This is a genomic window from Streptomyces caelestis (assembly GCF_001279005.1).
Classification (GTDB): Bacteria; Actinomycetota; Actinomycetes; order Streptomycetales; family Streptomycetaceae; genus Streptomyces; species Streptomyces heliomycini.
On sequence record NZ_LGCN01000251.1, the window covers coordinates 90,072 to 115,068 of the forward strand.

Consider the following 24,997-nt stretch of genomic DNA (forward strand, 5'->3'; position numbering starts at 1 on the left):
GGATCGGACCGGGGCGTGGGCGCGCTCGACCTTCTGCGTGCCGCTGCGGGTGCGGTAGGAGCGGGCCCACTCCGCCGCGGCGTCCGCCGCCGTACGGTCCGACAGCACGTAGCAGTCCATCTGCGCCCGCTCGGCGGTGATGTCCGGCACGCCGTAGCCGTGCCGGTCGGCGTCGACCCAGTGGACGTGCCGGTTGGCGGCCCGGATCAGCGGTGCGGCGAGCCCGGAGACGGTGCCCTCGGAGACCTTCACGATGTCGTCGAGGTTGTCGGAGGTGACCGAGGTGACCGAGGTGACCACGAACTCCGTGGCGGCCGACGCCGACAGCGGACAGGTCCCGGCGTTCACCGGCACGTCGTCGGCCCACGCCATGTGGATGTCGCCGGTGAGGAAGGCCGTGTTGCGGACGGCGTTCGCGCGCAGGTGCGCGAGGAGTTCGCGGCGGTCGTCGGTGTAGCCGTCCCACTGGTCGGTGTTGAGGGCGAGGCCCTCCTGCGGCAGGCCCAGCAGCTTCGCGAGCGGCTTGAGGAGGCTCGCGGGAAGGGAGCCGAGGGCGAACGGCGAGATCATCACCGAGGTGCCGACCAGCCGCCAGGTGGTGTCGGACGCCGTCAGACCGGCCTTCAGCCACTCCAGTGGGGCGCCCCCGGTGAGCGTGCGGTCCGGGGCGTCGACCTCGCCGTCGCCCGGGGAGACCTGCGGGGAGCGGAACGAGCGCAGGTCGAGCAGCGAGAGGTCGGCCGGCTTGCCGAAGCGGAGCCGGCGGTAGGTGGTGCCGGCGATCGCGGGCCGTACCGGCATCCACTCGAAGGAGGCCTGCCGGGCGGCGTCCCGGCGGGCCGCCCAGGCGCCCTCCGCGCCCTCGGTGTGGTTCTCGGCGCCGCCCGACCAGGTGTCGTCGGCGAACTCGTGGGCGTCCCGGATGGCGACGACCGGCGCCTTGGCGTGCAGCGCCTGGAGGTCGGGGGCGGTCTTGTACGTCGCGTGCCGGAGCCGGTGGTCGGCGAGGGTGACGATCTCGTGGGCGGGCGTGTGCGGCCGGACGACCTCGCCGCGGGCGCTGTACTCGCCGGTGCCGTACTCGTAGATGTAGTCGCCCGGGTGCAGCCAGGCGTCCAGGTCGCCGCGGGCCGCGAGGCGGCGGTACGCCGAGAAGTGGCCGGCCTCCCGGTTGGCGCAGGAGACCACGCCGAAGCGCAGCCCGGTCACGGCGGCGTCGGCGGCCAGGGCGGTGCGGGTGCGGGCGACGGGGGAGTCGGCGCCGCCGGCGGAGAAGCGGAACCAGTAGTCGGTGGCCGGCCGCAGGCCGCGGATGTCCGCCTTGACGGTGTGGTCGCAGGCGGCGGTGGCGAGGGTCGAGCCCTTCGCGACGACGTCGGTGAACGCCTTGTCCCGGGCGACGGTCCAGCTCACCTCGGTGTCCGGGCCGAGCCCGGAGCCGGGTATCGCCTCCGGCGCCGGCGTCACCCGGGTCCACAGCAGGACGCCGTCCGGGTGGGGGTCCCCCCACGCCCTTGAGGCAGTGGGGGAGGGGCGCCGGAGGCCACGCCGTGCAGGAAGGCGGGCGCCTGCGCGGTCGCGGCGCGCGCGGGGAGGGCGGCGGCGAGCGGTCCGGCCGGCACCGCGGTGGCGGCTGCCGCCTTGACGGCCGAACGACGGCGCGGGGAAGGGGAGTCGGTGTCCGCGGTGGCGCAGGCGGCGCTCTCGGATGATCTGTGGCGACTGGTCACAGCCGATCAGGTTACTGACAGGTACACGTGAGAGCGGGCGAACCCGTGAAAGTTCGCCCGCTCTTCGGCGCGCCGCCAGCCGGCCGGGGTTCAGGCCTTGAGGGCCGCGTCGATGGCCGTGTTGAACTCGTCCACCGTCATGGGCGCGTTCTGTCCGTCGGAGCCGGTGAGCTTCTTGCCGTCCATCATCAGCGTCGGGGTGCCCCGGACGTCCTCGCTGTCGTCGAACACGTCGGACATCTCCAGCGCCCACTTGTCGTAGGTGCCGTCCTTGACGGCCGACTGGAACTCCTTGTCGTCCTTCAGGGCGTCGACGCTGTTGGCGACCTTGATCAGGTACGCGTCGTCCTTGAACTTGTCGTCCGTCTCCTCGGGGTGGTACTCGGCCGAGTAGAGCGCGCTCTTGTAGGCGAGGAACGCCTCGGGGCTGACGTTCAGCGCGGCGCCCAGGGCGCTCAGGGCGTTCTTGGAGCCCTCGCCGCTCATGCTGCGGTCGAGGAACGAGGCGCCTATGAAGCGGATCTTGTACTTGCCGTCCTCGACGTCCTTCTCGATGGTCTTGCCGACCGTCTGCTCGAAGGAGGCGCAGACCGGGCAGCGCGGGTCCTCGTACAGTTCGAGGGTCTTCTTCGCGTCGGACTCGCCGATGACGACGGTCGTGCCGTTCTCGCCGCTGGTGTTGGCCGGCTTGACGAGCTTGGCGTCCTTCGCCGCCTCCCAGGCGCCCGGCTTGTTGGCCTGGACGACCGCGTAGCCGATGCCGCCGGCCGCGGCCAGCACGCCGACGACCGACAGGGCGACGACGAGCTGCCGCTTGGCCTTCGCCTTCTTCGCCTGGCGCTCGCGCTCCACGCGCAGCCGCTCCCGGGCCGCCGTCTTCGCCGCCTGGCTGTTCCGCTTGCTCATGGTGATGTCTCCACGGGGGGACGCACACGGGTCGTGTGCGGGATGCGTACGGGGGGACTGCTGGTGCTCAGGGGGTTCGCCGGGGCGGGAACGCCTCAGGCGAAGGCGACGGAGCACGGCGGTCCGCGCCGCCCCAGGGAGTGCGCGAGCAGCAGGGTCCGGGCGGCCGCGGTGCGGCGGGCCGGGCGGGCCGGGCGGACGGCCTCCGGGGCCCGGCGCACGGTCACCGCGGCGACCGCGAACAGCAGCGGCCGGAACGTCGTGGCCGCCACCGCGCTCAGCAGCTGGGCCAGCGCCCGCTCGCCGCGGCGCAGCCAGGCGGCGGCGAACAGACCGACCCCGATGTGCGCGCCGAGCAGTGCCCAGGCGGTCGCCGGGTCGGCCTGGGCCAGCAGCGTCGCCAGCCGGTCGCCGTCCTCGGCGGCGTGCCCGGTGGCCCGGGCGAGCGGGGCGCCCACGCTGGCGCCGTCCCCGCACAGCACGTCGAAGCCGACGGAGCGCAGCGGGCCCGCCACGGGCCCGCCCATCCGGCCGTAGCAGACGTGCTGGCCGGTGGTGAAGACGGTGTCGGCGGCCAGTTCCAGCGGGATCAGCAGGGCGGCGATCCGCCCGAAGGAACGCTCCCGCCCCGCCAGGGCGTACGTCAGCACGAACACGGTGGCGGCGATCGCGGCCACCGTGTTCAGCGGCAGCGGGACCCCGGACAGCAGCACGTGCGACGCGGTGCTGAGCGTCACGACGACGGCCGTGAACAGCGCCGCGCGCACGGCTCTGAGCTGGGTTCCGGATATGTCCATGGCGGTGAAGAGTGTGTCACGTGCTCCGGTAAGGGATCCCTAAAGGGTTCCTGTGGACGTCCCGACGGTCACAGACCCGGAATCCTGCCGTTGCGGAACAGGTCCAGGAAGATCTGGTGGTCGCCGCGCGCCCTGGCCCCGTAGTCGTGCGCGAACTCGACCAGGAGGGGGACCAGGGAGTCCTCGTCGGCGGCGATCGCGGCGTCGATGGCGCGCTCGGTGGAGAACGGCACCAGGGACTCGCCGGAGGTGTCGTCCGCCGCCGCGTGCATCGTGGCCGTGGCCCGGCCGAGGTCGGCGACGACCAGGGCGATCTCCTCCGGGTCGTCGATGTCGCCCCAGTCCAGGTCCACGGCGTACGGCGAGACCTCGGCGACCAGCTGGCCCGCACCGTCCAGCTCGGTCCAGCCCAGCCACGGGTCGGCGTGCGCCTGGAGGGCGCGCTGGGAGATCACCGTGCGGTGGCCCTCGTGCCGGAAGTAGTCCCGGATCGCCCGGTCGGTGACGTGCCGGGAGACGGCCGGGGTCTGGGCCTGCTTGATGTAGATCACCACATCGTTCTCCAGGGCGTCGCTGTGCCCCTCCAGGAGGATGTTGTACGACGGCAGCCCGGCCGAGCCGATGCCGATGCCGCGGCGGCCCACGACGTCCTTCACGCGGTAGGAGTCCGGGCGGGCCAGGGAGGCGTCCGGCAGCGTCTCCAGATAGCCGTCGAAGGCGGCGAGCACCTTGTAGCGGGTGGCGGCGTCCAGCTCGACCGCGCCGCCGCCGGGGGCGAAGCGGCGCTCGAAGTCGCGGATCTCCGTCATCGAGTCCAGCAGCCCGAACCGGGTCAGCGAGCGGGCGTCGCGCAGCGCGTCGAGCAGCGGCCCCTGGGCGGTGTCCAGCGTGAACGGCGGCACCTCGTCGCTCTTCGCGCCGGTGGCCAGCGCGTGGACGCGCTCCCGGTAGGCGGCCGCGTAGATCGTGACCAGCTCGGTGATCTGCTCGTCGCTGAGCGCCTTCGCGTAGCCGATCAGCGCCACGGAGGCCGCGAAGCGCTTGAGGTCCCAGGTGAAGGGGCCGACGTAGGCCTCGTCGAAGTCGTTGACGTTGAAGACCAGGCGGCCGTTGGAGTCCATGTACGTGCCGAAGTTCTCCGCGTGGAGATCGCCGTGGATCCACACGCGCGAGGTGCGCTCGTCCAGGTACGGGCCGCCGTATGTCCTCCCGCCGTCCCGCCCGGCGCCCTCCGCCGCGTCCAGGTCGTGGTAGAAGAGGCACGCCGTCCCGCGGTAGAAGGCGAACGCCGAGGCCGCCATCTTCCGGAACTTCACCCGGAACGCGGCCGGGTCGGCGGCCAGGAGCTCGCCGAAGGCGGTGTCGAGGACGGCGAGGATCTCCTCACCGCGGTGCTCGTCGTTGAGCTGCGGGACCGACATCGCTGTGTGCCTCCAGGTGCGGGATGTCTCGGGACGGCTGGTCCGTCCCCTGCCTAACGCGCGACGGGACACGGGAGTGCCCGCGCCACCGCCCGAAGGTACGTCGGGACGCGCTCCTCGTGTCAGTGCCGGGGCATAGACTTCGACGCTGTCCCCCGGACCGTCCGCCCGCCCGTCACAGGCTGTTTTCCTTGGAGGCCGAACCGTGTCGAAGCCGCCGTTCACGCACCTGCACGTCCACACCCAGTACTCGCTGCTGGACGGTGCCGCGCGGCTCAAGGACATGTTCAACGCCTGCAACGAGATGGGCATGACGCACATCGCCATGTCCGACCACGGCAACCTGCACGGGGCGTACGACTTCTTCCACTCCGCGCAGAAGGCCGGGGTCACCCCGATCATCGGGATCGAGGCGTACGTCGCGCCCGAGTCCCGGCGCAACAAGCGCAAGATCCAGTGGGGCCAGCCGCACCAGAAGCGGGACGACGTCTCCGGTTCCGGTGGTTACACCCACAAGACGATGTGGGCGGTGAACAGCACCGGCCTGCACAACCTCTTCCGGCTCTCCTCCGACGCGTACGCCGAGGGCTGGCTGCAGAAGTGGCCCCGGATGGACAAGGAGACCATCGCGCAGTGGTCGGAGGGCATCGTCGCCTCCACCGGCTGCCCCTCCGGCGAGGTGCAGACCCGGCTGCGCCTCGGCCACTTCGACGAGGCCCTCAAGGCCGCCGCCGACTACCAGGACATCTTCGGCAAGGACCGCTACTTCCTGGAGCTGATGGACCACGGCATCGAGATCGAGCACCGGGTCCGCGACGGCCTGCTGGAGATCGGCCGGAAGCTCGGCATCCCGCCCCTGGTCACCAACGACTCGCACTACACGTACGCGCACGAGGCGACCGCCCACGACGCGCTGCTGTGCATCCAGACCGGCAAGAACCTCTCCGACCCCGACCGCTTCAAGTTCGACGGCACCGGCTACTACCTCAAGTCCACCGACGAGATGTACGCCATCGACTCCTCGGACGCCTGGCAGCAGGGCTGCGCCAACACCCGGCTGATCGCCGAGATGGTCGACACCACGGGCATGTTCGTCAAGCGCGACCTGATGCCCAAGTTCGACATCCCGGAGGGGTACACCGAGGTCAGCTGGTTCAAGGAGGAGGTCCGCCGCGGCATGGAGCGCCGCTTCCCCGGCGGCATCCCCGAGGACCGCCAGAAGCAGGCCGACTACGAGATGGACGTCATCATCCAGATGGGGTTCCCGGGGTACTTCCTCGTCGTCGCCGACTTCATCATGTGGGCCAAGAACAACGGCATCGCGGTCGGCCCCGGCCGTGGTTCCGCGGCCGGCTCGATCGTCGCCTACGCCATGGGGATCACCGACCTCGACCCGATCCCGCACGGACTGATCTTCGAGCGGTTCCTCAACCCCGAGCGCGTCTCCATGCCCGACGTCGACATCGACTTCGACGAGCGCCGGCGCGTCGAGGTGATCCGGTACGTGACGGAGAAGTACGGCGCCGACAAGGTCGCCATGATCGGCACGTACGGCAAGATCAAGGCGAAGAACGCCATCAAGGACTCCGCGCGCGTGCTGGGCTACCCGTACGCGATGGGCGACCGCCTCACCAAGGCGATGCCCGCCGACGTCCTCGGCAAGGGCATCGACCTGAACGGCATCACCGACCCCTCGCACCCCCGCTACAGCGAGGCCGGCGAGATCCGCGCGATGTACGAGAACGAGCCGGACGTGAAGAAGGTCATCGACACCGCCAAGGGCGTCGAGGGCCTGGTCCGGCAGATGGGCGTGCACGCCGCCGGAGTGATCATGTCCAGCGAGCCCATCGTCGACCACGCCCCCATCTGGGTGCGGCACACCGACGGCGTGACCATCACGCAGTGGGACTACCCCCAGTGCGAGTCGCTGGGCCTGCTGAAGATGGACTTCCTCGGCCTGCGCAACCTGACCATCATGGACGACGCCGTCAAGATGGTGAAGGCCAACAAGGGCGTCGACCTGGACCTGCTGGGCCTGCCGCTCGACGATCCGAAGACCTTCGAGCTCCTCCAGCGCGGCGACACCCTCGGCGTCTTCCAGTTCGACGGCGGACCGATGCGCTCGCTGCTGCGGCTGATGAAGCCGGACAACTTCGAGGACATCTCCGCCGTCTCCGCGCTCTACCGGCCCGGCCCGATGGGCATGGACTCGCACACCAACTACGCGCTGCGCAAGAACAAGCTCCAGGAGATCACCCCGATCCACAAGGAGCTGGAGGAGCCGCTCGAAGAGGTCCTCGCGGTCACCTACGGCCTGATCGTCTACCAGGAGCAGGTGCAGAAGGCCGCCCAGATCATCGCCGGCTACTCGCTCGGCGAGGCCGACATCCTCCGCCGCGTCATGGGCAAGAAGAAGCCCGAGGAACTGGCGAAGAACTTCACCATCTTCCAGGCCGGCGCCCGCAAGAACGGCTACAGCGACGAAGCCATCCAGGCCCTGTGGGACGTGCTGGTGCCCTTCGCCGGCTACGCCTTCAACAAGGCGCACTCCGCCGCGTACGGACTGGTGTCCTACTGGACCGCCTACCTCAAGGCGAACTACCCGGCCGAGTACATGGCCGCGCTGCTCACCTCGGTGAAGGACGACAAGGACAAGTCGGCGATCTACCTCAACGAGTGCCGCCGCATGGGCATCAAGGTCCTCCCGCCGAACGTCAACGAGTCGGTGCACAACTTCGCCGCCCAGGGCGACGACGTGATCCTCTTCGGTCTGGAGGCCGTGCGCAACGTCGGTACCAACGTGGTCGAGTCGATCATCAAGTGCCGCAAGGCCAAGGGGAAGTACACCTCCTTCCCGGACTACCTCGACAAGGTCGACGCGGTCGTCTGCAACAAGCGGACCACGGAGTCGCTGATCAAGGCCGGCGCCTTCGACGAACTGGGGCACACCCGCAAGGGCCTCACCGCCCACTACGAGCCGATGATCGACAACGTGGTCGCGGTCAAGCGCAAGGAGGCCGAGGGACAGTTCGACCTCTTCGGCGGCATGGGCGAGGAGGAGACCAGCGAGCCCGGCTTCGGCCTCGACGTCACCTTCACCGACGACGAGTGGGACAAGACGTACCTGCTCGCCCAGGAGCGCGAGATGCTCGGGCTCTACGTCTCCGACCACCCGCTGTTCGGCCTGGAGCACGTGCTGTCCGACAAGGCCGACGCGGGCATCTCCCAGCTCACCGGCGGCGACTTCGGCGACGGCGCGGTGGTCACCATCGGCGGCATCATCTCGGGCCTGCAGCGCAAGATGACCAAGCAGGGCAACGCCTGGGCGATCGCCACCGTGGAGGACCTCGCGGGCTCCATCGAGTGCATGTTCTTCCCGGCGACGTACCAGCTCGTCTCGACGCAACTCGTCGAGGACGCCGTGGTGTTCGTCAAGGGCCGGCTCGACAAGCGGGAGGACGTGCCGCGGCTGGTCGCGATGGAGCTGATGGTCCCCGACCTGTCCAACGCGGGCGCCAACGCGCCCGTGGTGCTCACCATCCCGGCCACTCGCGTGACCCCGCCGATGGTCAGCCGGCTCGGGGAGATCCTCACCCACCACAAGGGTGACAGCGAGGTCCGCATCAAGCTCCAGGGGCCGACGAAGACGACGGTGCTGCGCCTGGACCGGCACCGGGTGAAGCCGGACCCGGCCCTGTTCGGCGACCTGAAGGTCCTCCTCGGACCGTCCTGCCTGGCGGGCTGACGACGCCCGTTCGACACGTGTGAGGGGCGCACCCCGCGGTGGGTGCGCCCCTCTTCCTGCGCGTGGAGCTTCCCGTGCCCGGGCCGCGACGGCCCGTCACGCGGAGGTCAGTTGTGGCCGAAGCGCTTCTGCCGGCCCTTGCCCCGGCCGACCTCGCCGGGTACGACCTGTGTGGTGCGCTGCTCGTCCGGCGTCTCCATCGTGGACGACTGGGCCGCCCGCTGGGCGCGTTCGGCCTGCGGCTGCTTACGGTCACGGTTCTTGTTCTTGGCCATGGTGGTGCCTCCTGTGGGGGACTAGGGGCCAGGGCCGGAACCAGATTCACACAGCCCGGTGACGGACGCATGCCGGACAATTACCGTGTGTGACCGGGGTGATCGGAGGAGGAAGTGTGGAAACGCCACGCCGAAGATCGAGTTCGGGCCGTTAACCCCGGCGTGGTCGGGCAGACTCGAAGCAAGCCCGAAGCAAACCTCCCGGAAAGAGGGTGGACCGCGTGGACCGCTGCATCGTCCTGGTGGACGCCGGGTATCTGCTGGGGGCCGCCGCCAGCCTCCTCGCCGGGGAGCCGTCGCGGTCCCGCATCACCGTCGACCACGCCGCCCTCATCCAGGGGCTGCGGGAGCGCGCCGAGTCCGACACGCGTCAGCCGCTGCTGCGCATCTACTGGTTCGACGGCGCCCCCGACCGCGTCCCGCAGCCCGAGCACCGCAGGCTGCGCGTGATGCCCCGGGTCACCGTCCGGCTCGGCGCGCTGACCCGCAGCGACGGCCGCTGGGCGCAGAAGGGCGTCGACGCCGCGATGCACGCCGAGTTGACCGAGCTGGCCCGCAACCGCGCCTGTTCCGACATCGTCCTGGTCACCGGGGACGGCGACCTGCTGCCGGGCATGATGGCCGCCAAGGAACACGGCGTCGCCGTGCACCTGTGGGCCGTGCAGGCCGCCGACGGCGACTACAACCAGTCCGAGGACCTGGTCGCCGAGGCCGACGAGCGCCGGGTGCTGGACCGGGCGTGGATCACCCGGGCCGTACGCGCCAAGGAGCACACCGGGGTGTGCGCCCCGCCGCCCGTGCCGCGGCCCGAGATCGCCGCGATCCTCTCCGCCCCGCTGCCGGAGTCCGCGCTCGGCGCGACGGCCGGGCGGACCGTCCAGGAGCCGCAGCACCCGACCGGCGCCGAGCACAACGGCACCGCCGAGCGGGCCTCCACGGCCAAGGGCGTGCCCACCCCCAAGGACCTGGCCGCACTGCGCGGCCCCGGCCCGCACCCGCCCCAGCAGCCCGCCTCCGCCACCCTGCGCTGGTCCTCCGACAAGGGCTGGGTCGACCGGCCGGCCGCCGAGCCGCCGGACGCGGCCTCCATGCCGACGCTCGCCCAGCTGACCACGGCGGAGCAGCGGTGGGCCGACCGGGAGGAGGACATCACCACCGTCGGCGGGGACCCCTTCGAGGTGGGGCAGGTCTTCGCCCGGCGCTGGGTGGAGCGGCTCGGCGACCAGGGCCACATCCAGAGGCTGTCCGCCATGTACCCCCGCATTCCGCACCGGGTCGACGGCGAGCTGCTGCGTTACGCGGCCCGCTTCGGTCTGCTCGCCCACAAGGACGACCAGATCGACGAGCGTGACCGCTACGCCATCCGGGCGGGGTTCTGGCGCGAACTGGATCTCCGCACCGGTACGGAGAGGGCTCCCGCCGAGGAGTGAGCGAGGGCGCCGCCCCGCCCCTGGACCCCGGCCCGTGCCCGGCCGCCCCGACCCGGTGGGCCGATGGGCGGTTGGGGCGGGTTTGCGGGTGGTGGGGTGACCCGAGGGCGGGGCGGGGCCGTCGACCCCGTAGGCTCGTCCCTTGTGAGTACGCGCGCGGCACAGGGATTCCGGCACGGTGGTGACGTCGTGTGTGCGGTGCGCGGGCTGACCAAGACCTATCCGGCGGTGCGCGGCCGGCGCGGGGCCCCCGCGACGCCCGAGATCCGGGCCACCGACGACGTGGGGCTCGACATCCGGCGCGGTGAGATCTTCGGGCTGCTCGGGCCGAACGGCGCCGGCAAGTCCACCCTCGTGCGCCAGCTGACCGGACTGATGCGGCCCGACCGCGGCAGCGTCGAGATCCTCGGCCACGACATCGTGCGCCACCCCGAGCGCGCCGCCCGCATCCTCGCCTACCTCGGCCAGGAGTCCAGCGCCCTCGACGAGCTGACCGTGTCCCTCGCCGCCGAGACCACCGGGCGGCTGCGCGGACTCGACGCGCGGCGGGCGCGGGCCGAGCGGGACGACGTCCTGGACGAACTGGGGCTCACCCCGATCGCCGGACGCCCGCTGAGGAAGCTGTCCGGCGGCCAGCGCCGGCTGGCCTGCTTCGCCGCCGCGCTGGTGGGGGAGCGGCCCCTGCTCGTCCTGGACGAGCCCACCACCGGCATGGACCCGGTGGCCCGGCGCGCCGTGTGGTCCGCCGTCGACCGGCGCCGCGCCGAGCACGGCACCACCGTGCTGCTGGTCACCCACAACGTCATCGAGGCCGAGACCGTGCTCGACCGGGTCGCCGTGCTCGACCGGGGCCGGGTCATCGCCTGCGACAGCCCGGCCGGGCTCAAGGAGCGGGTGGCCGGCGAGGTACGGGTCGACCTGGTGTGGCGCGAGGCGGCGCCCCTGCACGTGCCCGAGGTCGCCGCACTGCGGGACCGGGTCGTCGAGTCGGGCCGCCGCTGGACCCTGCGGCTCGCGCCCGAGGAGGCGCGTGCGGTCGTCGCCACCGTCACCGGCGGGGCCGCCTTCGCCGCGCTGGACGACTTCACGCTGGCCACGCCCAGCCTGGAGGACGTCTACCTGGCGCTGGGCGGCGCCGTACGACAGGGACTGGTGAAGGCGTGAGCACACGGGCCGCGACACGCGTACGGAACGGGGCCGCAGTGGTTTCGGGCGAACCTCCGAACGAAGGGGAGCAGCACGACGTGAGTGTCGTACCCGCCGATGTCGTGCCGGGCGGCGTCCTGGCCGTGGAGGAGGCCGCGCCGGAAGCAGCCGAACTCGGCCCCCGGGCGCGGCTGTGGCCGTCGCTGGCGGCCGTGTACCGGGCGCAGCTGTCCCGGGCCCGGGTCGCGCGGATACCGCTGCTGTTCGTGGCGACCTTCCAGTCGGTCGGGATCATGGTCCTGATGCGCGGGGTCGTGGACGGCGGAGGCGAGGCGCAGGCCGTGGTCGCCGGCTCGGCGGTCCTGGTCGTCGCCTTCGTCGCGCTGAACCTGCTCGCCCAGTACTTCGGGCAGCTGCGGGCCAGCGGCGGGCTCGACCACTACGCGACGCTGCCGGTGCCGCCGGCCGCGGTGGTGCTGGGCGCGGCGGGCGCGTACGCCTCGTTCACCGTGCCGGGGACCGTGGTGACCGCCGTCTTCGGGTGCGTGCTGTTCGGACTGCCGCTGGCGAACCTGTGGGTGCTGGCCGCCGTGATCCCGCTCGCCGGGGCCGCGCTCGCCGGACTCGGCGCGGCGCTCGGCCTGCTCGCGCCCCGCGCGGAGCTGGCCACACTGCTGGGCCAGCTCGGCATGTCGGCCGCGCTGCTGCTCGGTGTGCTGCCGGCGGAGCGGATGCCGGAGGCGGTGCGTCTCGTCCGGGACCTGCTGCCGTCGACGTACGGCGTCGAGGCCTTCGCGCGGACCTTCGGACCGCACCCCGACTGGGCGCGGGTGCTCGGCGACCTCGCCGTGTGCGGGGGCGTCGGCGTGCTCTCGCTGGCCGTCGCGACCTGGGCGTACCGCAGGGCGGCCGTCCGGTGACGCATCGCACAGCCGGGCCTGGCACGATGGCGGGGTGAGCGCACCTCTGACACCACCGCCGCCTCCGCACGAGCGTTCCTCGCGGGACGTGGGGCGGCCGCCGTCCGACGGGCAGGCGGCCGCCACGACCCCGCACGCGGACGAGGAGGGGCCCGCCGCCGGGCAGCCACGGCACGGCTGGTGGTACGAACAGGACGGTCCCGGGATGAAGGCGGAGATACGGGAGGCCGCCGTGACCGCGGTGGCGGTGGCGCTCGGCGGGGCGCTGCTCGGGGTGCTGTGGTGGTGGCTGGCGCCGCGCGTGCCGTACGTGGGCGACGTGGCCGGTGACGGCTGGGTCGTGTACCTCAAGGACGCAGAGGGCGAGCAGAGCGTCGGGGTCGACGGGACGTTCGCGCTGCTCGCGCTGGGGTTCGGCGCGGTGAGTGCGCTCGCCGTGTTCCTGGTGCGGCGGCGCGGGGGCGTGCCGTTGGTGGTGGCGCTGGCGGTCGGCGGGCTGCTGGGATCGGTGCTGGCGTGGCGGCTGGGGGTGTGGCTGGGGCCGTCGTCGGACCTGATCGCCCGGGCGAGGAGCGCGGGTGACGGGGTCGCGTTCGACGCGCCGTTGAAGCTGGGCGCGAAGGGGGCGCTGTTGGCGTGGCCGTTCGCGGCGCTGGTGCTGCATCTGGGGCTGACGGGGTTGTTCGGGCCGCGGGATCCGGAGCAGTCGCCGCCGGCGGAGCCGTCCGGGGCGCAGCCGGGGGCGTAGGTCTCCGGGTTCCGGCGTTGTCGCTGGTCGAGGGTGGGTCGCGCGGCCCGGCGCTTGCGCGGTGCCTCCCCGGGAAGGGCGCCCCCAGCGCCCACTCTCCCCACTCTCGGCTCCTCCCCCACTCTCGGCTTCGCTCGAACGGGGGCCCCACGAGCGGGAGGCGCTCCATGAGCGGGAGGCGCCCCCAGCGCCCTGGAGGCACTGGGGGAGGCACGACTGCCCGTGGGGACGGCCGGCGGTGCGGCTGCGTCCGCCCGCGGGGACGGCGGGGCGTTACGGGCGGCCGATGGGGGCCAGGGTGGCCGACGTCAGGGCGGTCAGGTCGGTCGGGGAGAGTTCCACCTCCAGGCCGCGGCGGCCCGCCGAGACGCAGATCGTCTCGTGGAGGGTGGCCGACCCGTCCACCACCGTGGGAAGTTTCCTGCGCTGGCCCAGGGGGGAGATGCCACCCCGGACGTAGCCCGTGGTGCGTTCCGCCAGGGCCGGGTCGGCCATCGCGGCCCGCTTGCCGCCGGCCGCCGCCGCGAGGGCCTTCAGGTCCAGCTGTCCCGCCACCGGCACCACCGCCACCGTCAGCGCACCGTCGACGTCCGCCACCAGCGTCTTGAAGACCCGCTCCGGCGAGACCCCCATCGCCTCGGCCGCCTCCTCGCCGTACGACGGGTGGGAGGGGTCGTGGTCGTAGGAGTGCACCGTGAACGGCACCCCGGCCGCGGTGAGCGCCACCGTCGCGGGCGTTCCTCCCGACTGCTGCTGCTTCTTGGACTTCTTCGCCATCCCCGCCTGCACCCCGGTCGATTTCGTACGTCAGTTGAGACTGGTCGGACCGCGCGTCAGCTCCACGGCCGGCAACGACGGCAGATGACGGATGACGGCCGTCTCCGCGCGCAGCAGCTTCAGCTCGTCACGGAGCCGGGACGCGGTGTCCGGCGCCTGGAGCAGCCGCTGCTTCGTCGGCGTGTCCAGCATCATCGCGGCGGCGACCAGGTAGGAGACGACACCCGGCTCGTCCGGCAGGTCCGCGCCGGTCGTCAGCGACCGCTCCCGCGCCCCCGCCAGCCGCTTCTGGTACTGGCGGAAGGACCGCAGCACCCCCTCGGCCAGCGTCCCCGCCTCGTCGCCGGGCTCCTCGGCCAGCGGCTCCGTCTCGGCCGTCAGATACGGCCCCGAGGAGTCGACGGACAGCAGCCGCACCCGGGTCGTACCGGTCGCCAGCACCTCGAAGGTGCCGTCGGCCCGTTCCCGGATCGTGGCCGCGTCGGCGATACAGGCCACCTTGTGGAAGGCGTGCAGCGGATCGGCGCCGAAGCCCGCCGCCGGGCCGCGCGCGGGCGCGGCCGTCGGATCGGGCAGGCCGGGCGCGCTCGGCGCCACCTCGTGCCCGTCGCGGATCGCCACGACGGCGAACCGGCGCGGCTCGTCCTCCGGGGTCTTCAGCAGCTCGCGCATCATGGCGCGATAGCGCTCCTCGAAGACGTTGAGCGGAAGCACGAGCCCCGGGAACAGCACCGTGTTCAGGGGGAAGAGCGGAAGCCGGACGGTCGTCACGAACCAAGAGCCTAATGGTCGCCGAAGCGGAACCGGTCGCCCTGCCCGCTCCTCGGTCGGCCGAGGGCCGGCGCCGGGGAGCCGGACCCCGGCTCCGGACGGCCGGCCGCGACCGCCGCACGCACGCTCTGACGGACTTCCAGGAACCGGCCGAGCGGATCGTCCGCGTCCCGGTCCCAGGGGAAGGACGTGGCGTACGGGCCGGTCAGCCGCAGCTGCTCCAGGGCGTCCCGCCGGCGTTCCAGCCGGACCAGGACGTACGCCAGCAGATTGCGCAGCTCGGCCGGCCAGGGCCGGCCCGCCGGCAGCCGGGCGGACAGGGCCACGGCGCGGTCGGCCGCCGCCTCCAGCCGTTCGCGGGGAACTTCGGGACCACACCGGTCGGTCAGGTAGCCGAACGCCGCCCACAACGGCAGCGACTGGGTGAGCGAGTCCTCCGGCGCGTCCTGCGCGGCCAGGTCCGCGAAGGTGAAGCACTCGCGGTGCGAACCGTGCCACGAGGACGCCAGATAGCGCAGGGCCGCCACATGGCAGCCGTGGTGGTGCGGGGCCCGCCGGACCGCCGCCTCCCACAGCTCCTCGACGTACGTGTGCCCGGCGCGCGCGCCGCGGGCGTGGTCCAGGGCGAGCCGCCAGGGCACCGGGTCGCGGTCGTCCGCCCGGGCGGCGGCCGTGATCAGCGGGCTCACCTCGCGCAGCAGCTCGACCCGCGCCGGTGAGTCCCAGGCGCGGTCCACCGCCCGCTGGGCGTCGACCAGCAGCCCGTCGGGGTCGCGCGGGTGGCGGGTGCGCCAGGTGTCCAGCCACTCGGGGCGCGAACGCGCGAAGGCGGCCAGCCGCCGCACGTACCGGTCGCGGTGCTCCCAGGCGCCGGTGCGCCGGGTGACGGCGAGCAGCCCGGCGACGGGCGTGTGGTCACCGGCCGCGGCCCCGACCAGCGCCGGGCCCAGCAGATCGTCGGGCGCGTCGAGCAGCACCTCGTCGTCGGCGGGCAGCACGACGGGGACGGGGGACGTGGCGCCCGTCGTCTTCTCTCGCACCCGGGACGTACGGGTGAACGCGTGCAGCAGAGCCATGGTGTCGACCATTGAAAGTCCGCAGGTCACAACGGCGCCAGAGGCGACACGGAAGTCATGGAAGGTTGTACGGGGCTCGGTCAAGGCCCGGCAAAGAGCGGAGCGTTCCTCCCCGCGCGCGGGTCTTTCGCGCCCCCCTGGCCCCAGAGGGTCGCGGTGACCGCTACATACGCCGCAGTGTCCGCGTCGCCCCCGCCGCCACCGTCGTCGCCAGGATCCAGCCCAGCAGGACGAACGCGGCCGACAGCCACTGCCAGCCGCCGCGCAGCTGCCAGAAGCCGACCTGGCCGAGGTCGATCACCGGCAGCAGCAGGTCCAGGGCGAACAGGGGCGGGTTCCACGCGGGATGCTCACCGCTCTTGAGGGGCGGATGGTCGGAGCGCGCGAAGGCCAGCGAACCGCACGCCCACAGGACCGCCATCCACACCGCGGCCCGGCCCGGACGGTATCCGTAGGCGACCGTCCAGTCCTGCGCGTACCCCCACAGCTTGGCCGCCAGCGGCAGGCTCTCGCGGCGCCGGCGCTGCTTGGCGAGCAGCACCTCGCGGGCGTCCTCGTCCTCCCCGCCCTCCCGCAGCACGGCGGCCAGCCGCTCGTACGGCTCCGGGTTGTACTCGGCGCTCGCCGCGTCCACCCAGCGCAGCCGCAACGCCAGCGGGAACGGCCCGCGCGGCACCAGGTTCTCGTAGGCGAAGCCGCCCATGTGCAGCCGGCCGGGGCCGGGCCAGCTGTCCGCCCGGTCGATCAGGTTGACCACCCTCGCCCCCGACAGCACGACCTTGCCGCGCACCGGCCGCTCCCCGAGGAAGCGCAGCTCCGGCGTCTGCACCCGGCGCAGCGACAGCTCCTGCTCGTCGGTGAGGACGAACCGGGCCCCCTCGAAATCGACCGCGTCCCCGAACCGCCCGTCGTCCAGCCGCACCCCGCCCCGGCACTCGAAGCGCTGGATCCGCGTCCCGCGCGCCGGCGTCATCCCGCTGCGCGCCTGGGCGCCCACCCCCGCCGGGGTGAGGTACAGCGAGCGCTCCACGGTCAGCTGCGGCGCGTTCAGCGCGAGCCGGGTGTACGGATTGACCAGCCGGGCCCCGCGCAGGCTCAGCGACACGCCGATCGTCGCGCTGCGCAGACTCAGCTCGCCGTGCGACTCCAGCAACTCCGCCTGGAGGTCCTGGCCCACGTTCATCCCGTCGGCCGCTATCGAGCGGCCGCTGCGGTCCCGGTGCACGACCGCCTGGTTGAGCAGCAGATCCGTACCGATCCGGGCGTCGGTGAGCCGTATGCCGCCCGGGAAGCGGCAGCGCGGCAGGTGCAGGTCGCCCTCGGTGTGCAGCCGGGCCGCCTCCAGACGCGGTATCGAGCAGTCCACCATCCGCACGGTCGTGAAGCGGGCCTCCGGCAGCAGCACCTCCCGCTCGAAACGGCAGGCCCGCATCTCCAGGTAGGGCGCCACCGTGCCGCCCGCGAGGTCCAGTGCTCCGCTGATCCGCACCCCGACCAGCTTCAGCGACGAGACCCGGCCGGCCAGGGCGGGCGGCCCGTCCAGCAGCAGCCAGCACACGACGCGCGCCCGGACCGTCCGCTCGGGGCCCCACGGATGCCCTCCGTGCGGATCGTCGACGGTCGTGTCCCCGCTGCTCAGGTCGTACACGCTGCCGTTGCGGAAGGCCTGCCACATGCCGGCCTCCGTGGCGGTCAGATCCTCCGGCGGCTCTCCGCCGCCCGGTCCCACCCCGTGGGTCACGGCACTCCCCTCCTCCCCGCCTACTCGCCGGTTCGTCCCTTCGTACAACCGTTCATGCCCGGTACGGTGACGCGTCGAACACGGAAAGTGAAGAGGATCTCCGGAATGTGCGCGGACCGTCACCGCGGGGTGACGTATCAGCCATTGGAACGGGCGGACGGCCCACCGTGCGGGTCTGAGAGAATTGAGCACGTGATCTCGCGAATCGACCTGCGCGGCGACGCCCTCCCCGAGGGCCCCGCCCTGCGCGACCTGCTGCCCCGAGCCGACTTCGACGTCGCGGCCGCCCTGGAGAAGGTGCGGCCCATCTGCGAGGACGTGCATCATCGGGGTGACGCGGCGCTGATCGACTTCGCCGAGCGCTTCGACGGCGTGAAGCTGGAGCGGGTGCGGGTCCCGGCCGCCGCCATCGAGCGCGCGCTGGAAGAGCTGGACCCGGCCGTGCGCGCGGCCCTGGAGGAGTCCGTCCGGCGCGCCCGGCTCGTCCACCGCGAGCAGCGCCGCACCACCCACACCACCCAGGTCGTGCCCGGCGGCACGGTCACCGAGAAGTGGGTTCCGGTCGACCGCGTGGGGCTGTACGCGCCGGGCGGCCGGGCCGTCTACCCCTCCTCCGTGATCATGAACGTCGTACCCGCCCAGGAAGCCGGCGTCCCCTCCCTCGCGCTCGCCTCCCCGGCCCAGGCCGACTTCGGCGGGCTGCCGCACCCCACCATCCTCGCCGCCTGCGCCCTGCTCGGCGTCGACGAGGTCTACGCGGCCGGCGGCGCCACCGCCGTCGCGATGTTCGCGTACGGCACCGAGTCCTGCCCGCCCGCGAACATGGTCACCGGCCCCGGCAACATCTGGGTCGCCGCCGCCAAGCGCTACTTCACCGGGAAGATCGGCATCGACGCCGAGGCCGGCCCGACCGAGATCGCGATCCTCGCGGACTCCACGGCCGACCCGGTGCACGTGGCCTCCGACCTGATCAGCCAGGCCGAGCACGACCCGCTGGCCGCCGCCGTCCTGGTCACCGACTCCGCCGAGCTCGCGGACGCGGTGGAGAAGGAACTGCGGCCGCAGGTCGAGGCCAGCAAGCACGTCGACGACCGGATCGTCCCGGCCCTGTCCGGCCGCCAGTCCGCGATCGTCCTGGTCGACGGTCTCGACGAGGGCCTGCGGGTCGTCGACGCCTACGGCGCCGAGCACCTGGAGATCCAGACCGCCGACGCCGCGGCGCTCGCCGACCGGGTGCGCAACGCGGGCGCGATCTTCATCGGCCCCTGGTCCCCGGTCTCGCTCGGCGACTACGCGGCCGGCTCCAACCACGTGCTGCCCACCGGCGGCTGCGCCTGCCACTCCTCGGGCCTGTCCGTCCAGTCCTTCCTGCGCGGCATCCACATCGTCGACTACACGAAGGACGCGCTGGCCGAGGTCGCGCACCACGTGGTCACGCTGGCGGAGGCGGAGGACCTGCCCGCGCACGGCGCGGCGATCAAGGCGAGGTTCGTCGGAGACGAACAGATGTCGCGTGGGTGGAAGGTGCCTGAGAACAAGTGAGCTTCGGAATCGACGATCTTCCCGTACGGGACGAGCTGCGGGGCAAGTCCCCCTACGGCGCTCCCCAGCTGGACGTCCCCGTACGGCTGAACACCAACGAGAACCCCTACCCGCTGCCCGAGCCGCTGGTCGAGCGGATCGCCGAGCGGGTCCGCGAGGCCGCCCGGCAGCTCAACCGCTACCCCGACCGGGACGCGGTCGAACTGCGCACCGAGCTGGCCGCATACCTGACGAAGACGGCCGGGCACCCGGTCGCCGTCGAGAACGTGTGGGCCGCCAACGGCTCCAACGAGGTCATCCAGCAGCTGCTGCAGACCTTCGGCGGACCCGGCCGCACCGCCATCGGCTTCGAACCGTCGTACTCGATGCACGGCCTCATCGCGCGCGGCACCGGCACCGGCTGGATCTCCGGGCCCCGCAACGAGGACTTCACCATCGACCTGGCCGCCGCCGAGAAGGCGATCGCCGAGCACCGGCCCGACGTCGTCTTCGTCACGACGCCCAACAACCCCACCGGCAACGCGGTCCCGCCGGAGACGGTCCTCGCGCTGTACGAGGCCGCCCAGGCGGCCAAGCCGTCGATGGTGGTCGTCGACGAGGCGTACGTCGAGTTCAGCCACGGCGACTCGCTGCTCCCACTGCTCGACGGGCGCCCGAACCTGGTGATCTCCCGCACCATGTCGAAGGCGTTCGGCGCGGCGGGCCTGCGCCTCGGCTACCTCGCCGCCCACCCGGCGGTCGTCGACGCCGTCCAGCTGGTCCGGCTGCCGTACCACCTCTCGGCGATCACCCAGGCGACCGCGCTGGCCGCCCTGGAGCACACCGACACGCTGCTCGGCTACGTCGAGCAGCTCAAGGCCGAGCGCGACCGGCTGGTCGCCGAACTGCGCGCCCTCGGCTACGAGGTGACCGAGTCCGACGCGAACTTCGTCCAGTTCGGACGGTTCGAGGACTCCCACGCCACCTGGCGGAAGATCCTCGACCGGGGCGTCCTGGTCCGGGACAACGGCGTGCCCGGATGGCTGCGGGTGACCGCCGGAACCCCCGAAGAGAACGACGCGTTCCTCGACGCGGTACGCGAGTTGAAGAAGGAGCAGAGTTCATGAGCCGCACAGGACGCGTGGAACGCACCACCAAGGAGACGTCCGTCCTCGTCGAGATCGACCTCGACGGCACCGGGAGGACCGAGATCTCCACCGGGGTCGGCTTCTACGACCACATGCTCGACCAGCTCGGCCGGCACGGTCTGTTCGACCTGACCGTGAAGACCGAGGGCGACCTGCACATCGACTCCCACCACACCATCGAGGACACCGCCCTCGCGCTCGGCGCCGCCTTCAGGCAGGCGCTCGGCGACAAGGTGGGCATCTACCGCTTCGGCAACTGCACGGTCCCGCTGGACGAGTCCCTCGCCCAGGTCACCGTCGACCTGTCCGGCCGCCCCTACCTCGTGCACACCGAGCCCGAGAACATGGCGCCGATGATCGGCGAGTACGACGTGACGATGACCCGGCACATCCTGGAGTCCTTCGTCGCCCAGGCCCGGATCGCGCTGCACGTGCACGTGCCCTACGGGCGCAACGCGCACCACATCGTGGAGTGCCAGTTCAAGGCCCTCGCCCGCGCCCTGCGCTACGCCTCCGAGCGCGACCCCCGCGCGGCCGGCATCCTGCCCTCGACGAAGGGCGCGCTGTAAGCCATGAACGGTCTGTCCACCGTCCTGATCGTCGTCGGCCTGTTCTTCGTCGGCGGCATCATCTCCTTCGCCAGGCAGAAGATGCCCACGAGCCTCATCGTGCTGCTCTCCATCGGCGCCGCGATGTGCCTCGTCACGGGTCTTCTGCGACTGGAGGTGTGAACCCTTGAGCACCACCAAGAAGGTCGTGGTCTTCGACTACGGCTTCGGCAACGTCCGTTCCGCCGAGCGTGCCCTCGCCCGCGCGGGAGCCGACGTCGAGATCACCCGCGACTTCGACAGGGCCATGGAGGCCGACGGGCTGCTGGTGCCCGGCGTCGGCGCCTTCGCCTCCTGCATGCGGGGTCTGAAGGAGGCGCGCGGCGACTGGATCGTCGACCGCCGGCTGTCCGGCGGACGCCCGGTGATGGGCATCTGCGTCGGCATGCAGATCCTGTTCGCACGGGGCGTCGAGCACGGCGTGGAGAGCGAGGGCCTCGACGAGTGGCCCGGCTCGGTCGAGCCGCTCCAGGCCGAGATCGTGCCCCACATGGGCTGGAACACCGTGGACGCCCCGGCCGGTTCCGAGCTGTTCGCCGGCCTCGACGCGGACGCCCGCTTCTACTTCGTGCACTCCTACGCCGTCCACGACTGGACGCTTCAGACGACGAACCCGGCGATGCGCGCCCCGCTGGTCACCTGGTCCACCCACGGCAAGCCCTTCGTGGCGGCCGTGGAGAACGGCGCCCTGTGGGCCACCCAGTTCCACCCCGAGAAGTCCGGCGACGCCGGCGCCCAGCTCCTCACCAACTGGATCGGAACCCTGTAGAGACATGGCCAAGCTCGAACTCCTCCCCGCCGTCGACGTCCGCGACGGCCAGGCGGTCCGCCTGGTGCACGGCGAGTCCGGGACGGAAACGTCGTACGGCTCCCCCCTGGAGGCCGCCCTCGCCTGGCAGCGTTCGGGCGCCGAGTGGCTGCACCTGGTCGACCTGGACGCCGCGTTCGGCACCGGCGACAACCGCGCGCTGATCGCCGAGGTCGCCGGGGCGATGGACATCAAGGTGGAGCTGTCCGGGGGCATCCGCGACGACGACACCCTCGCCGCCGCCCTCGCCACCGGCTGCACCCGCGTCAACCTCGGCACCGCCGCCCTGGAGACCTCCGAGTGGGTCGCCCGGGTCATCGCCGAGCACGGCGACAAGATCGCCGTGGGCCTCGACGTGCGCGGCACCACGCTGCGCGGCCGCGGCTGGACCCGTGACGGCGGTGACCTCTACGAGACGCTGGAGCGCCTCGACAAGGAGGGCTGCGCCCGCTACGTCGTCACCGACATCGCCAAGGACGGCACCCTCCAGGGCCCCAACCTGGAGCTGCTGAAGAACGTCTGCGCCGCCACCGACCGTCCGGTGGTCGCCTCGGGCGGCGTCTCCTCCCTCGACGACCTGCGCGCCATCGCCGAGCTCGTCCCGCTCGGTGTCGAGGGCTCCATCGTCGGGAAGGCCCTGTACGCCAAGGCGTTCACCCTGGAAGAGGCTCTGGAGGCCGTGTCCTCATGACGATCGATGCCGTACGGCGCGTGCAGAGCGGAAACCCCTGGGAGGAGACCTTCGGCTTCGCACGTGCCGTGGCGGCGGGCGACCGCGTCCTGGTGGCGGGCACGACCGCGTTCCGGGGCGAGGTGCTGTACGGCGAGGGCGACCCGTACGAGCAGGCCAAGGTGGCCTTCGCCGGCGCGCTGGAGGCGATCGCCGAGTTCGGGCTCGGCATCGAGTCCGTGATCCGCACGCGCGTCCACCTCGCCCACGCGCGGGACGTCGACGCGGCCGGACGCGCCCACAAGGAGCTGTTCGACTCGGTGCGCCCGGTCACCACCCTGCTGGTGGTCGAGGGCTTCGTCGACTCGCGCGTACTGGTCTCAGTGGAACTCGAAGCATTCAGAGGAGCCGTGACTTCATGACCCTGGCGGTCCGAGTCATCCCCTGCCTGGACGTGGACAACGGCCGGGTCGTCAAGGGCGTCAACTTCCAGAACCTGCGCGACGCGGGCGACCCCGTCGAGATGGCCAAGGTGTACGACGCCGAGGGCGCCGACGAGCTGACGTTCCTGGACATCACCGCCTCGTCCGGCAACCGCGAGACGACGTACGACGTGGTGCGCCGCACCGCCGAGCAGGTGTTCATCCCGTTGACGGTGGGCGGCGGCGTCCGCACCACCGAGGACGTGGACAAGCTGCTCCGCGCGGGCGCCGACAAGGTGGGCGTCAACACGGCGGCCATCGCCCGGCCCGAGCTCATCCGCGAGATCGCGGAACGCTTCGGCCGGCAGGTCCTGGTGCTGTCGGTGGACGCCCGCCGTACCGCGTCCGGATCCTTCGAGGTCACCACGCACGGCGGCCGGCGCGGCACCGGCATCGACGCCGTGGAGTGGGCGCACCGCGCCGCCGAGCTGGGCGCGGGCGAGATCCTGCTCAACTCCATGGACGCCGACGGCACCAAGGACGGCTACGACCTGGAGATGATCGCCGCCGTCCGGGGGCACGTCACCGTCCCGGTGATCGCCTCCGGCGGCGCCGGGAAGCCGGCCGACTTCCCGCCCGCCGTCGCCGCCGGCGCGGACGCCGTCCTGGCCGCCTCCGTCTTCCACTTCGGCGACCTGCGCATCGGCCAGGTCAAGGAGACGCTGCGGGAAGCCGGCCACCCGGTGCGGTGAGGTTCAGCCGGTGGGCTGGACCAGCTGGATCAGATTGCCGACCGTGTCGTCCAGCAGGGCGGTGAGCACCGGGCCCTGTTCCCGCGGGTCCTGGACGAAGTGGACGCCCTCACCGCGGAGCCGTTCGAACTCCGCGCGGAGGTCGTCCACGGAGAACACGATGGCGGGCAGACCCGCCTCGCGCACCGCCCTGCGGTACGGCTCGGCGAGGGGGCCCCGCCCCGGCTCCAGCAGCAGCTCCAGGTCCCGCTGGGCGCCCTCCTTCGCGCCCACGGTGACGAACGGGGCGCCCCCGCCCGGATCCACGTGGGTACGGGTCTCGAAGCCGAGGACGTCGGTGTAGAAGGCGTGCGCCTTCGCCACGTCGTCGACGTACACACTGGTCATGGCCACTTTGATCACGAACTGCGCCTTTCGGGTGCGGATCAGATGCCGAGCTGTCCGGTCTCGCGCAGCTTCGCGATCGCGTTCTCGTCGCCGTCCAGCCCGACCGTGGCGGCGCTCTGCCGGCCGTAGGCGAACAGCACCAGCTCGGACGGTTCCCCGGTCACCGTGACCACCGGGGCGCCGCGGTGCGCCACCACCGTCTGGCCGTCCGGACGGCGCAGCACCAGACCCGTCGGCACCCCGCGGCCCATCAGCCGCGCCGAGCGCTCCAGCCGCGACCACAGGACGTCCTGGAACACCGGATCGAGCTCACGCGGCGTCCAGTCGGGCTGGGCACGGCGCACGTCCTCCGCGTGGACGTAGAACTCGACGATGTTCGACAGCTCGTCGACCTGCTTGAGCGAGAAGGGCGAGAAGCGCGGCGGGCCGCTCCGGATGAGCTGGATCAGCTCCTCGTACGGCTTGGCGGCGAACTCCGCCATCACCCGCTCCAGACGCCCCGCGAGCTGCTTGACCAGCATGCCGCCGGCCGCGTCGGGACGGCGCTCGCGCACCACCACGTGGGCGGCGAGGTCCCGGGTCGTCCAGCCCTCGCACAGGGTGGGGGCCTGGGGGCCGGCGGTCTCCAGCAGATCGGCCAGGAGAAGTCGTTCACGCTTGGCATGGGTCGACATGCGAGCCAGCCTACGGCCGGACGCGAAGTCCGCCCAGTGGACACCGTCCGGATCCGGTGGCCGGGGCGCGGCACAATGGTCGGCATGACCAGCACGCCCGCCCGCCGCCCGGCCACCGCCCCTCAGGGAGGCGCTTCGCGCCACAGCGCTCCGATCAGCCGCCTCGACCCGGAGATCGCCGCGCGGCTCAAGCGCAGCCCCGACGGCCTCCTGCCCGCCATCGCCCAGCAGTACGACACCGGAGAGGTGCTGATGCTGGGCTGGATGGACGACGAGGCGCTGCATCGCACGCTGACCACCGGCCGCTGCACCTACTGGTCGCGCAGCCGCCGGGAGTACTGGGTCAAGGGCGACACCTCCGGCCACGTCCAGTGGGTCAGGTCGGTCGCCCTCGACTGCGACGCCGACACCGTGCTGGTCAAGGTCGACCAGGTGGGCGCCGCCTGCCACACCGGCGCCCGCACCTGCTTCGACGCCGACGTCCTGGTGGCGGACGCCTCCGCCGCGGATCAGTAGGGTCTGCC

General features: G+C 72.3%; 24 protein-coding genes and 1 pseudogene. 14 read left to right on the forward strand and 11 right to left on the reverse strand.

Translation table 11 applies throughout. The features are described from left to right. Nucleotides 1-6: 6 nt before the first annotated feature. The 4 genes and pseudogenes from ADK41_RS34445 to ADK41_RS34460 all read right to left on the reverse strand — a co-directional run. Nucleotides 7-1,730 (reverse strand): annotated as a pseudogene (locus ADK41_RS34445) (alkaline phosphatase D family protein); the annotation flags it as partial. A gap of 90 nt (nt 1,731-1,820) precedes the next feature. After that, nucleotides 1,821-2,636, reverse strand: a complete 816-nt coding sequence (locus tag ADK41_RS34450) for a DsbA family protein (RefSeq protein WP_030820638.1) — start codon at nt 2,634-2,636, stop codon at nt 1,821-1,823. Between the two features lie 95 nt (nt 2,637-2,731). Further along, on the reverse strand, nt 2,732-3,433 hold the full coding sequence (locus ADK41_RS34455; RefSeq protein ID WP_030820640.1) for a hypothetical protein: 702 nt from the start codon (nt 3,431-3,433) through the stop codon (nt 2,732-2,734). A gap of 68 nt (nt 3,434-3,501) precedes the next feature. After that, on the reverse strand, nt 3,502-4,854 hold the full coding sequence (locus tag ADK41_RS34460) for a DUF2252 domain-containing protein (RefSeq protein WP_030820642.1): 1,353 nt from the start codon (nt 4,852-4,854) through the stop codon (nt 3,502-3,504). 205 nt (nt 4,855-5,059) lie between these two features. Here ADK41_RS34460 and dnaE point away from each other — a divergent pair, with 205 nt between their 5' ends. Beyond that, nucleotides 5,060-8,599 (forward strand): DNA polymerase III subunit alpha, encoded by a 3,540-nt coding sequence (dnaE, locus tag ADK41_RS34465; RefSeq protein ID WP_030820644.1) that lies wholly within the window; start codon nt 5,060-5,062, stop codon nt 8,597-8,599. Between the two features lie 107 nt (nt 8,600-8,706). On the opposite strand, the gene ADK41_RS42335 is transcribed toward dnaE, so the two are convergent. Further along, complete coding sequence (locus ADK41_RS42335; protein WP_167353504.1) at nt 8,707-8,874, reverse strand: hypothetical protein; 168 nt, start codon at nt 8,872-8,874, stop codon at nt 8,707-8,709. A 221-nt stretch (nt 8,875-9,095) separates the two neighbouring features. On the opposite strand from ADK41_RS42335, the gene ADK41_RS34470 reads away from it, so the two are divergent. The 4 genes from ADK41_RS34470 (at nt 9,096) to ADK41_RS34485 (ending at nt 13,118) form a co-directional block, all read left to right on the forward strand. Beyond that, a complete protein-coding gene (locus ADK41_RS34470) occupies nt 9,096-10,304 on the forward strand; it encodes an NYN domain-containing protein (RefSeq protein WP_030820651.1) in 1,209 nt (402 codons plus the stop codon). Nucleotides 10,305-10,493: 189 nt separating this feature from the next. Beyond that, a complete protein-coding gene (locus ADK41_RS34475) occupies nt 10,494-11,468 on the forward strand; it encodes an ABC transporter ATP-binding protein (protein WP_030820652.1) in 975 nt (324 codons plus the stop codon). A gap of 80 nt (nt 11,469-11,548) precedes the next feature. Continuing rightward, a complete protein-coding gene (locus ADK41_RS34480; RefSeq protein ID WP_030820655.1) occupies nt 11,549-12,370 on the forward strand; it encodes an ABC transporter permease in 822 nt (273 codons plus the stop codon). 34 nt (nt 12,371-12,404) lie between these two features. After that, the gene (locus tag ADK41_RS34485) at nt 12,405-13,118 is read left to right on the forward strand and encodes a hypothetical protein (RefSeq protein ID WP_030820657.1); all 714 of its coding nucleotides are present in this window, start codon (nt 12,405-12,407) and stop codon (nt 13,116-13,118) included. A 273-nt stretch (nt 13,119-13,391) separates the two neighbouring features. Here the strand turns inward: ADK41_RS34485 and ybaK are convergent, their stop codons facing one another. The 4 genes from ybaK to ADK41_RS34505 all read right to left on the reverse strand — a co-directional run bounded on the left by ybaK (nt 13,392) and on the right by ADK41_RS34505 (nt 17,483). Next, complete coding sequence (ybaK, locus tag ADK41_RS34490; protein WP_030820659.1) at nt 13,392-13,895, reverse strand: Cys-tRNA(Pro) deacylase; 504 nt, start codon at nt 13,893-13,895, stop codon at nt 13,392-13,394. A 30-nt stretch (nt 13,896-13,925) separates the two neighbouring features. After that, the gene (locus ADK41_RS34495; RefSeq protein ID WP_030820662.1) at nt 13,926-14,666 is read right to left on the reverse strand and encodes an LON peptidase substrate-binding domain-containing protein; all 741 of its coding nucleotides are present in this window, start codon (nt 14,664-14,666) and stop codon (nt 13,926-13,928) included. 11 nt (nt 14,667-14,677) lie between these two features. Further along, on the reverse strand, nt 14,678-15,754 hold the full coding sequence (locus ADK41_RS34500; RefSeq protein ID WP_030820666.1) for a hypothetical protein: 1,077 nt from the start codon (nt 15,752-15,754) through the stop codon (nt 14,678-14,680). 151 nt (nt 15,755-15,905) lie between these two features. After that, complete coding sequence (locus ADK41_RS34505; protein WP_030820668.1) at nt 15,906-17,483, reverse strand: hypothetical protein; 1,578 nt, start codon at nt 17,481-17,483, stop codon at nt 15,906-15,908. Between the two features lie 192 nt (nt 17,484-17,675). Between ADK41_RS34505 and hisD the strand changes: the two genes are divergently transcribed. The 8 genes from hisD to hisF are packed head-to-tail and all read left to right on the forward strand — an operon-like array spanning nt 17,676 to nt 23,412. Beyond that, nucleotides 17,676-19,025, forward strand: a complete 1,350-nt coding sequence (gene hisD, locus ADK41_RS34510) for a histidinol dehydrogenase (protein WP_030820670.1) — start codon at nt 17,676-17,678, stop codon at nt 19,023-19,025. Next, the gene (locus ADK41_RS34515; protein WP_030820672.1) at nt 19,022-20,131 is read left to right on the forward strand and encodes a histidinol-phosphate transaminase; all 1,110 of its coding nucleotides are present in this window, start codon (nt 19,022-19,024) and stop codon (nt 20,129-20,131) included. The genes hisD and ADK41_RS34515 overlap by 4 nt, the downstream gene beginning before the upstream one ends. Further along, nucleotides 20,128-20,721 carry an imidazoleglycerol-phosphate dehydratase HisB gene (gene hisB / locus ADK41_RS34520; protein WP_030820674.1) on the forward strand — a complete coding sequence of 198 codons (594 nt, stop codon included), beginning with the start codon at nt 20,128-20,130 and terminating at the stop codon, nt 20,719-20,721. The genes ADK41_RS34515 and hisB overlap by 4 nt, the downstream gene beginning before the upstream one ends. 3 nt (nt 20,722-20,724) lie before the next feature. Then, complete coding sequence (locus tag ADK41_RS42340) at nt 20,725-20,883, forward strand: hypothetical protein (RefSeq protein WP_030820676.1); 159 nt, start codon at nt 20,725-20,727, stop codon at nt 20,881-20,883. Between the two features lie 4 nt (nt 20,884-20,887). Further along, complete coding sequence (hisH, locus tag ADK41_RS34530) at nt 20,888-21,529, forward strand: imidazole glycerol phosphate synthase subunit HisH (RefSeq protein WP_030820678.1); 642 nt, start codon at nt 20,888-20,890, stop codon at nt 21,527-21,529. A gap of 4 nt (nt 21,530-21,533) precedes the next feature. Beyond that, a complete protein-coding gene (priA, locus tag ADK41_RS34535; RefSeq protein WP_030820680.1) occupies nt 21,534-22,259 on the forward strand; it encodes a bifunctional 1-(5-phosphoribosyl)-5-((5-phosphoribosylamino)methylideneamino)imidazole-4-carboxamide isomerase/phosphoribosylanthranilate isomerase PriA in 726 nt (241 codons plus the stop codon). Next, the gene (locus tag ADK41_RS34540; RefSeq protein WP_030820682.1) at nt 22,256-22,660 is read left to right on the forward strand and encodes a Rid family hydrolase; all 405 of its coding nucleotides are present in this window, start codon (nt 22,256-22,258) and stop codon (nt 22,658-22,660) included. The genes priA and ADK41_RS34540 overlap by 4 nt, the downstream gene beginning before the upstream one ends. Then, nucleotides 22,657-23,412 carry an imidazole glycerol phosphate synthase subunit HisF gene (gene hisF, locus ADK41_RS34545; RefSeq protein WP_030820684.1) on the forward strand — a complete coding sequence of 252 codons (756 nt, stop codon included), beginning with the start codon at nt 22,657-22,659 and terminating at the stop codon, nt 23,410-23,412. Before ADK41_RS34540 ends, hisF begins: the two co-directional genes overlap by 4 nt. Before the next feature lie 3 nt (nt 23,413-23,415). Here the strand turns inward: hisF and ADK41_RS34550 are convergent, their stop codons facing one another. After that, on the reverse strand, nt 23,416-23,814 hold the full coding sequence (locus ADK41_RS34550) for a VOC family protein (RefSeq protein ID WP_030820686.1): 399 nt from the start codon (nt 23,812-23,814) through the stop codon (nt 23,416-23,418). Nucleotides 23,815-23,837: 23 nt separating this feature from the next. Next, nucleotides 23,838-24,473 (reverse strand): TIGR03085 family metal-binding protein, encoded by a 636-nt coding sequence (locus tag ADK41_RS34555; protein WP_030820688.1) that lies wholly within the window; start codon nt 24,471-24,473, stop codon nt 23,838-23,840. Nucleotides 24,474-24,557: 84 nt separating this feature from the next. Here ADK41_RS34555 and hisI point away from each other — a divergent pair, with 84 nt between their 5' ends. Then, the gene (gene hisI, locus ADK41_RS34560) at nt 24,558-24,989 is read left to right on the forward strand and encodes a phosphoribosyl-AMP cyclohydrolase (RefSeq protein ID WP_078661825.1); all 432 of its coding nucleotides are present in this window, start codon (nt 24,558-24,560) and stop codon (nt 24,987-24,989) included. Nucleotides 24,990-24,997: the final 8 nt, after the last annotated feature.

What these genes read in the sequence shown, in the direction of transcription:
- ADK41_RS34450 (WP_030820638.1), bottom strand. Translation starts at nt 2,636, where the DNA reads ATGAGCAAGCGGAACAGCCAGGCGGCGAAGACGGCGGCCCGGGAGCGG.
- ADK41_RS34455 (WP_030820640.1), bottom strand. Translation starts at nt 3,433, where the DNA reads ATGGACATATCCGGAACCCAGCTCAGAGCCGTGCGCGCGGCGCTGTTC.
- ADK41_RS34460 (WP_030820642.1), bottom strand. Translation starts at nt 4,854, where the DNA reads ATGTCGGTCCCGCAGCTCAACGACGAGCACCGCGGTGAGGAGATCCTC.
- ADK41_RS42335 (WP_167353504.1), bottom strand. Translation starts at nt 8,874, where the DNA reads ATGGCCAAGAACAAGAACCGTGACCGTAAGCAGCCGCAGGCCGAACGC.
- ybaK (WP_030820659.1), bottom strand. Translation starts at nt 13,895, where the DNA reads ATGGCGAAGAAGTCCAAGAAGCAGCAGCAGTCGGGAGGAACGCCCGCG.
- ADK41_RS34500 (WP_030820666.1), bottom strand. Translation starts at nt 15,754, where the DNA reads ATGGTCGACACCATGGCTCTGCTGCACGCGTTCACCCGTACGTCCCGG.
- hisB (WP_030820674.1), top strand. Translation starts at nt 20,128, where the DNA reads ATGAGCCGCACAGGACGCGTGGAACGCACCACCAAGGAGACGTCCGTC.
- ADK41_RS42340 (WP_030820676.1), top strand. Translation starts at nt 20,725, where the DNA reads ATGAACGGTCTGTCCACCGTCCTGATCGTCGTCGGCCTGTTCTTCGTC.
- priA (WP_030820680.1), top strand. Translation starts at nt 21,534, where the DNA reads ATGGCCAAGCTCGAACTCCTCCCCGCCGTCGACGTCCGCGACGGCCAG.
- ADK41_RS34540 (WP_030820682.1), top strand. Translation starts at nt 22,256, where the DNA reads ATGACGATCGATGCCGTACGGCGCGTGCAGAGCGGAAACCCCTGGGAG.
- hisF (WP_030820684.1), top strand. Translation starts at nt 22,657, where the DNA reads ATGACCCTGGCGGTCCGAGTCATCCCCTGCCTGGACGTGGACAACGGC.
- ADK41_RS34555 (WP_030820688.1), bottom strand. Translation starts at nt 24,473, where the DNA reads ATGTCGACCCATGCCAAGCGTGAACGACTTCTCCTGGCCGATCTGCTG.
- hisI (WP_078661825.1), top strand. Translation starts at nt 24,558, where the DNA reads ATGACCAGCACGCCCGCCCGCCGCCCGGCCACCGCCCCTCAGGGAGGC.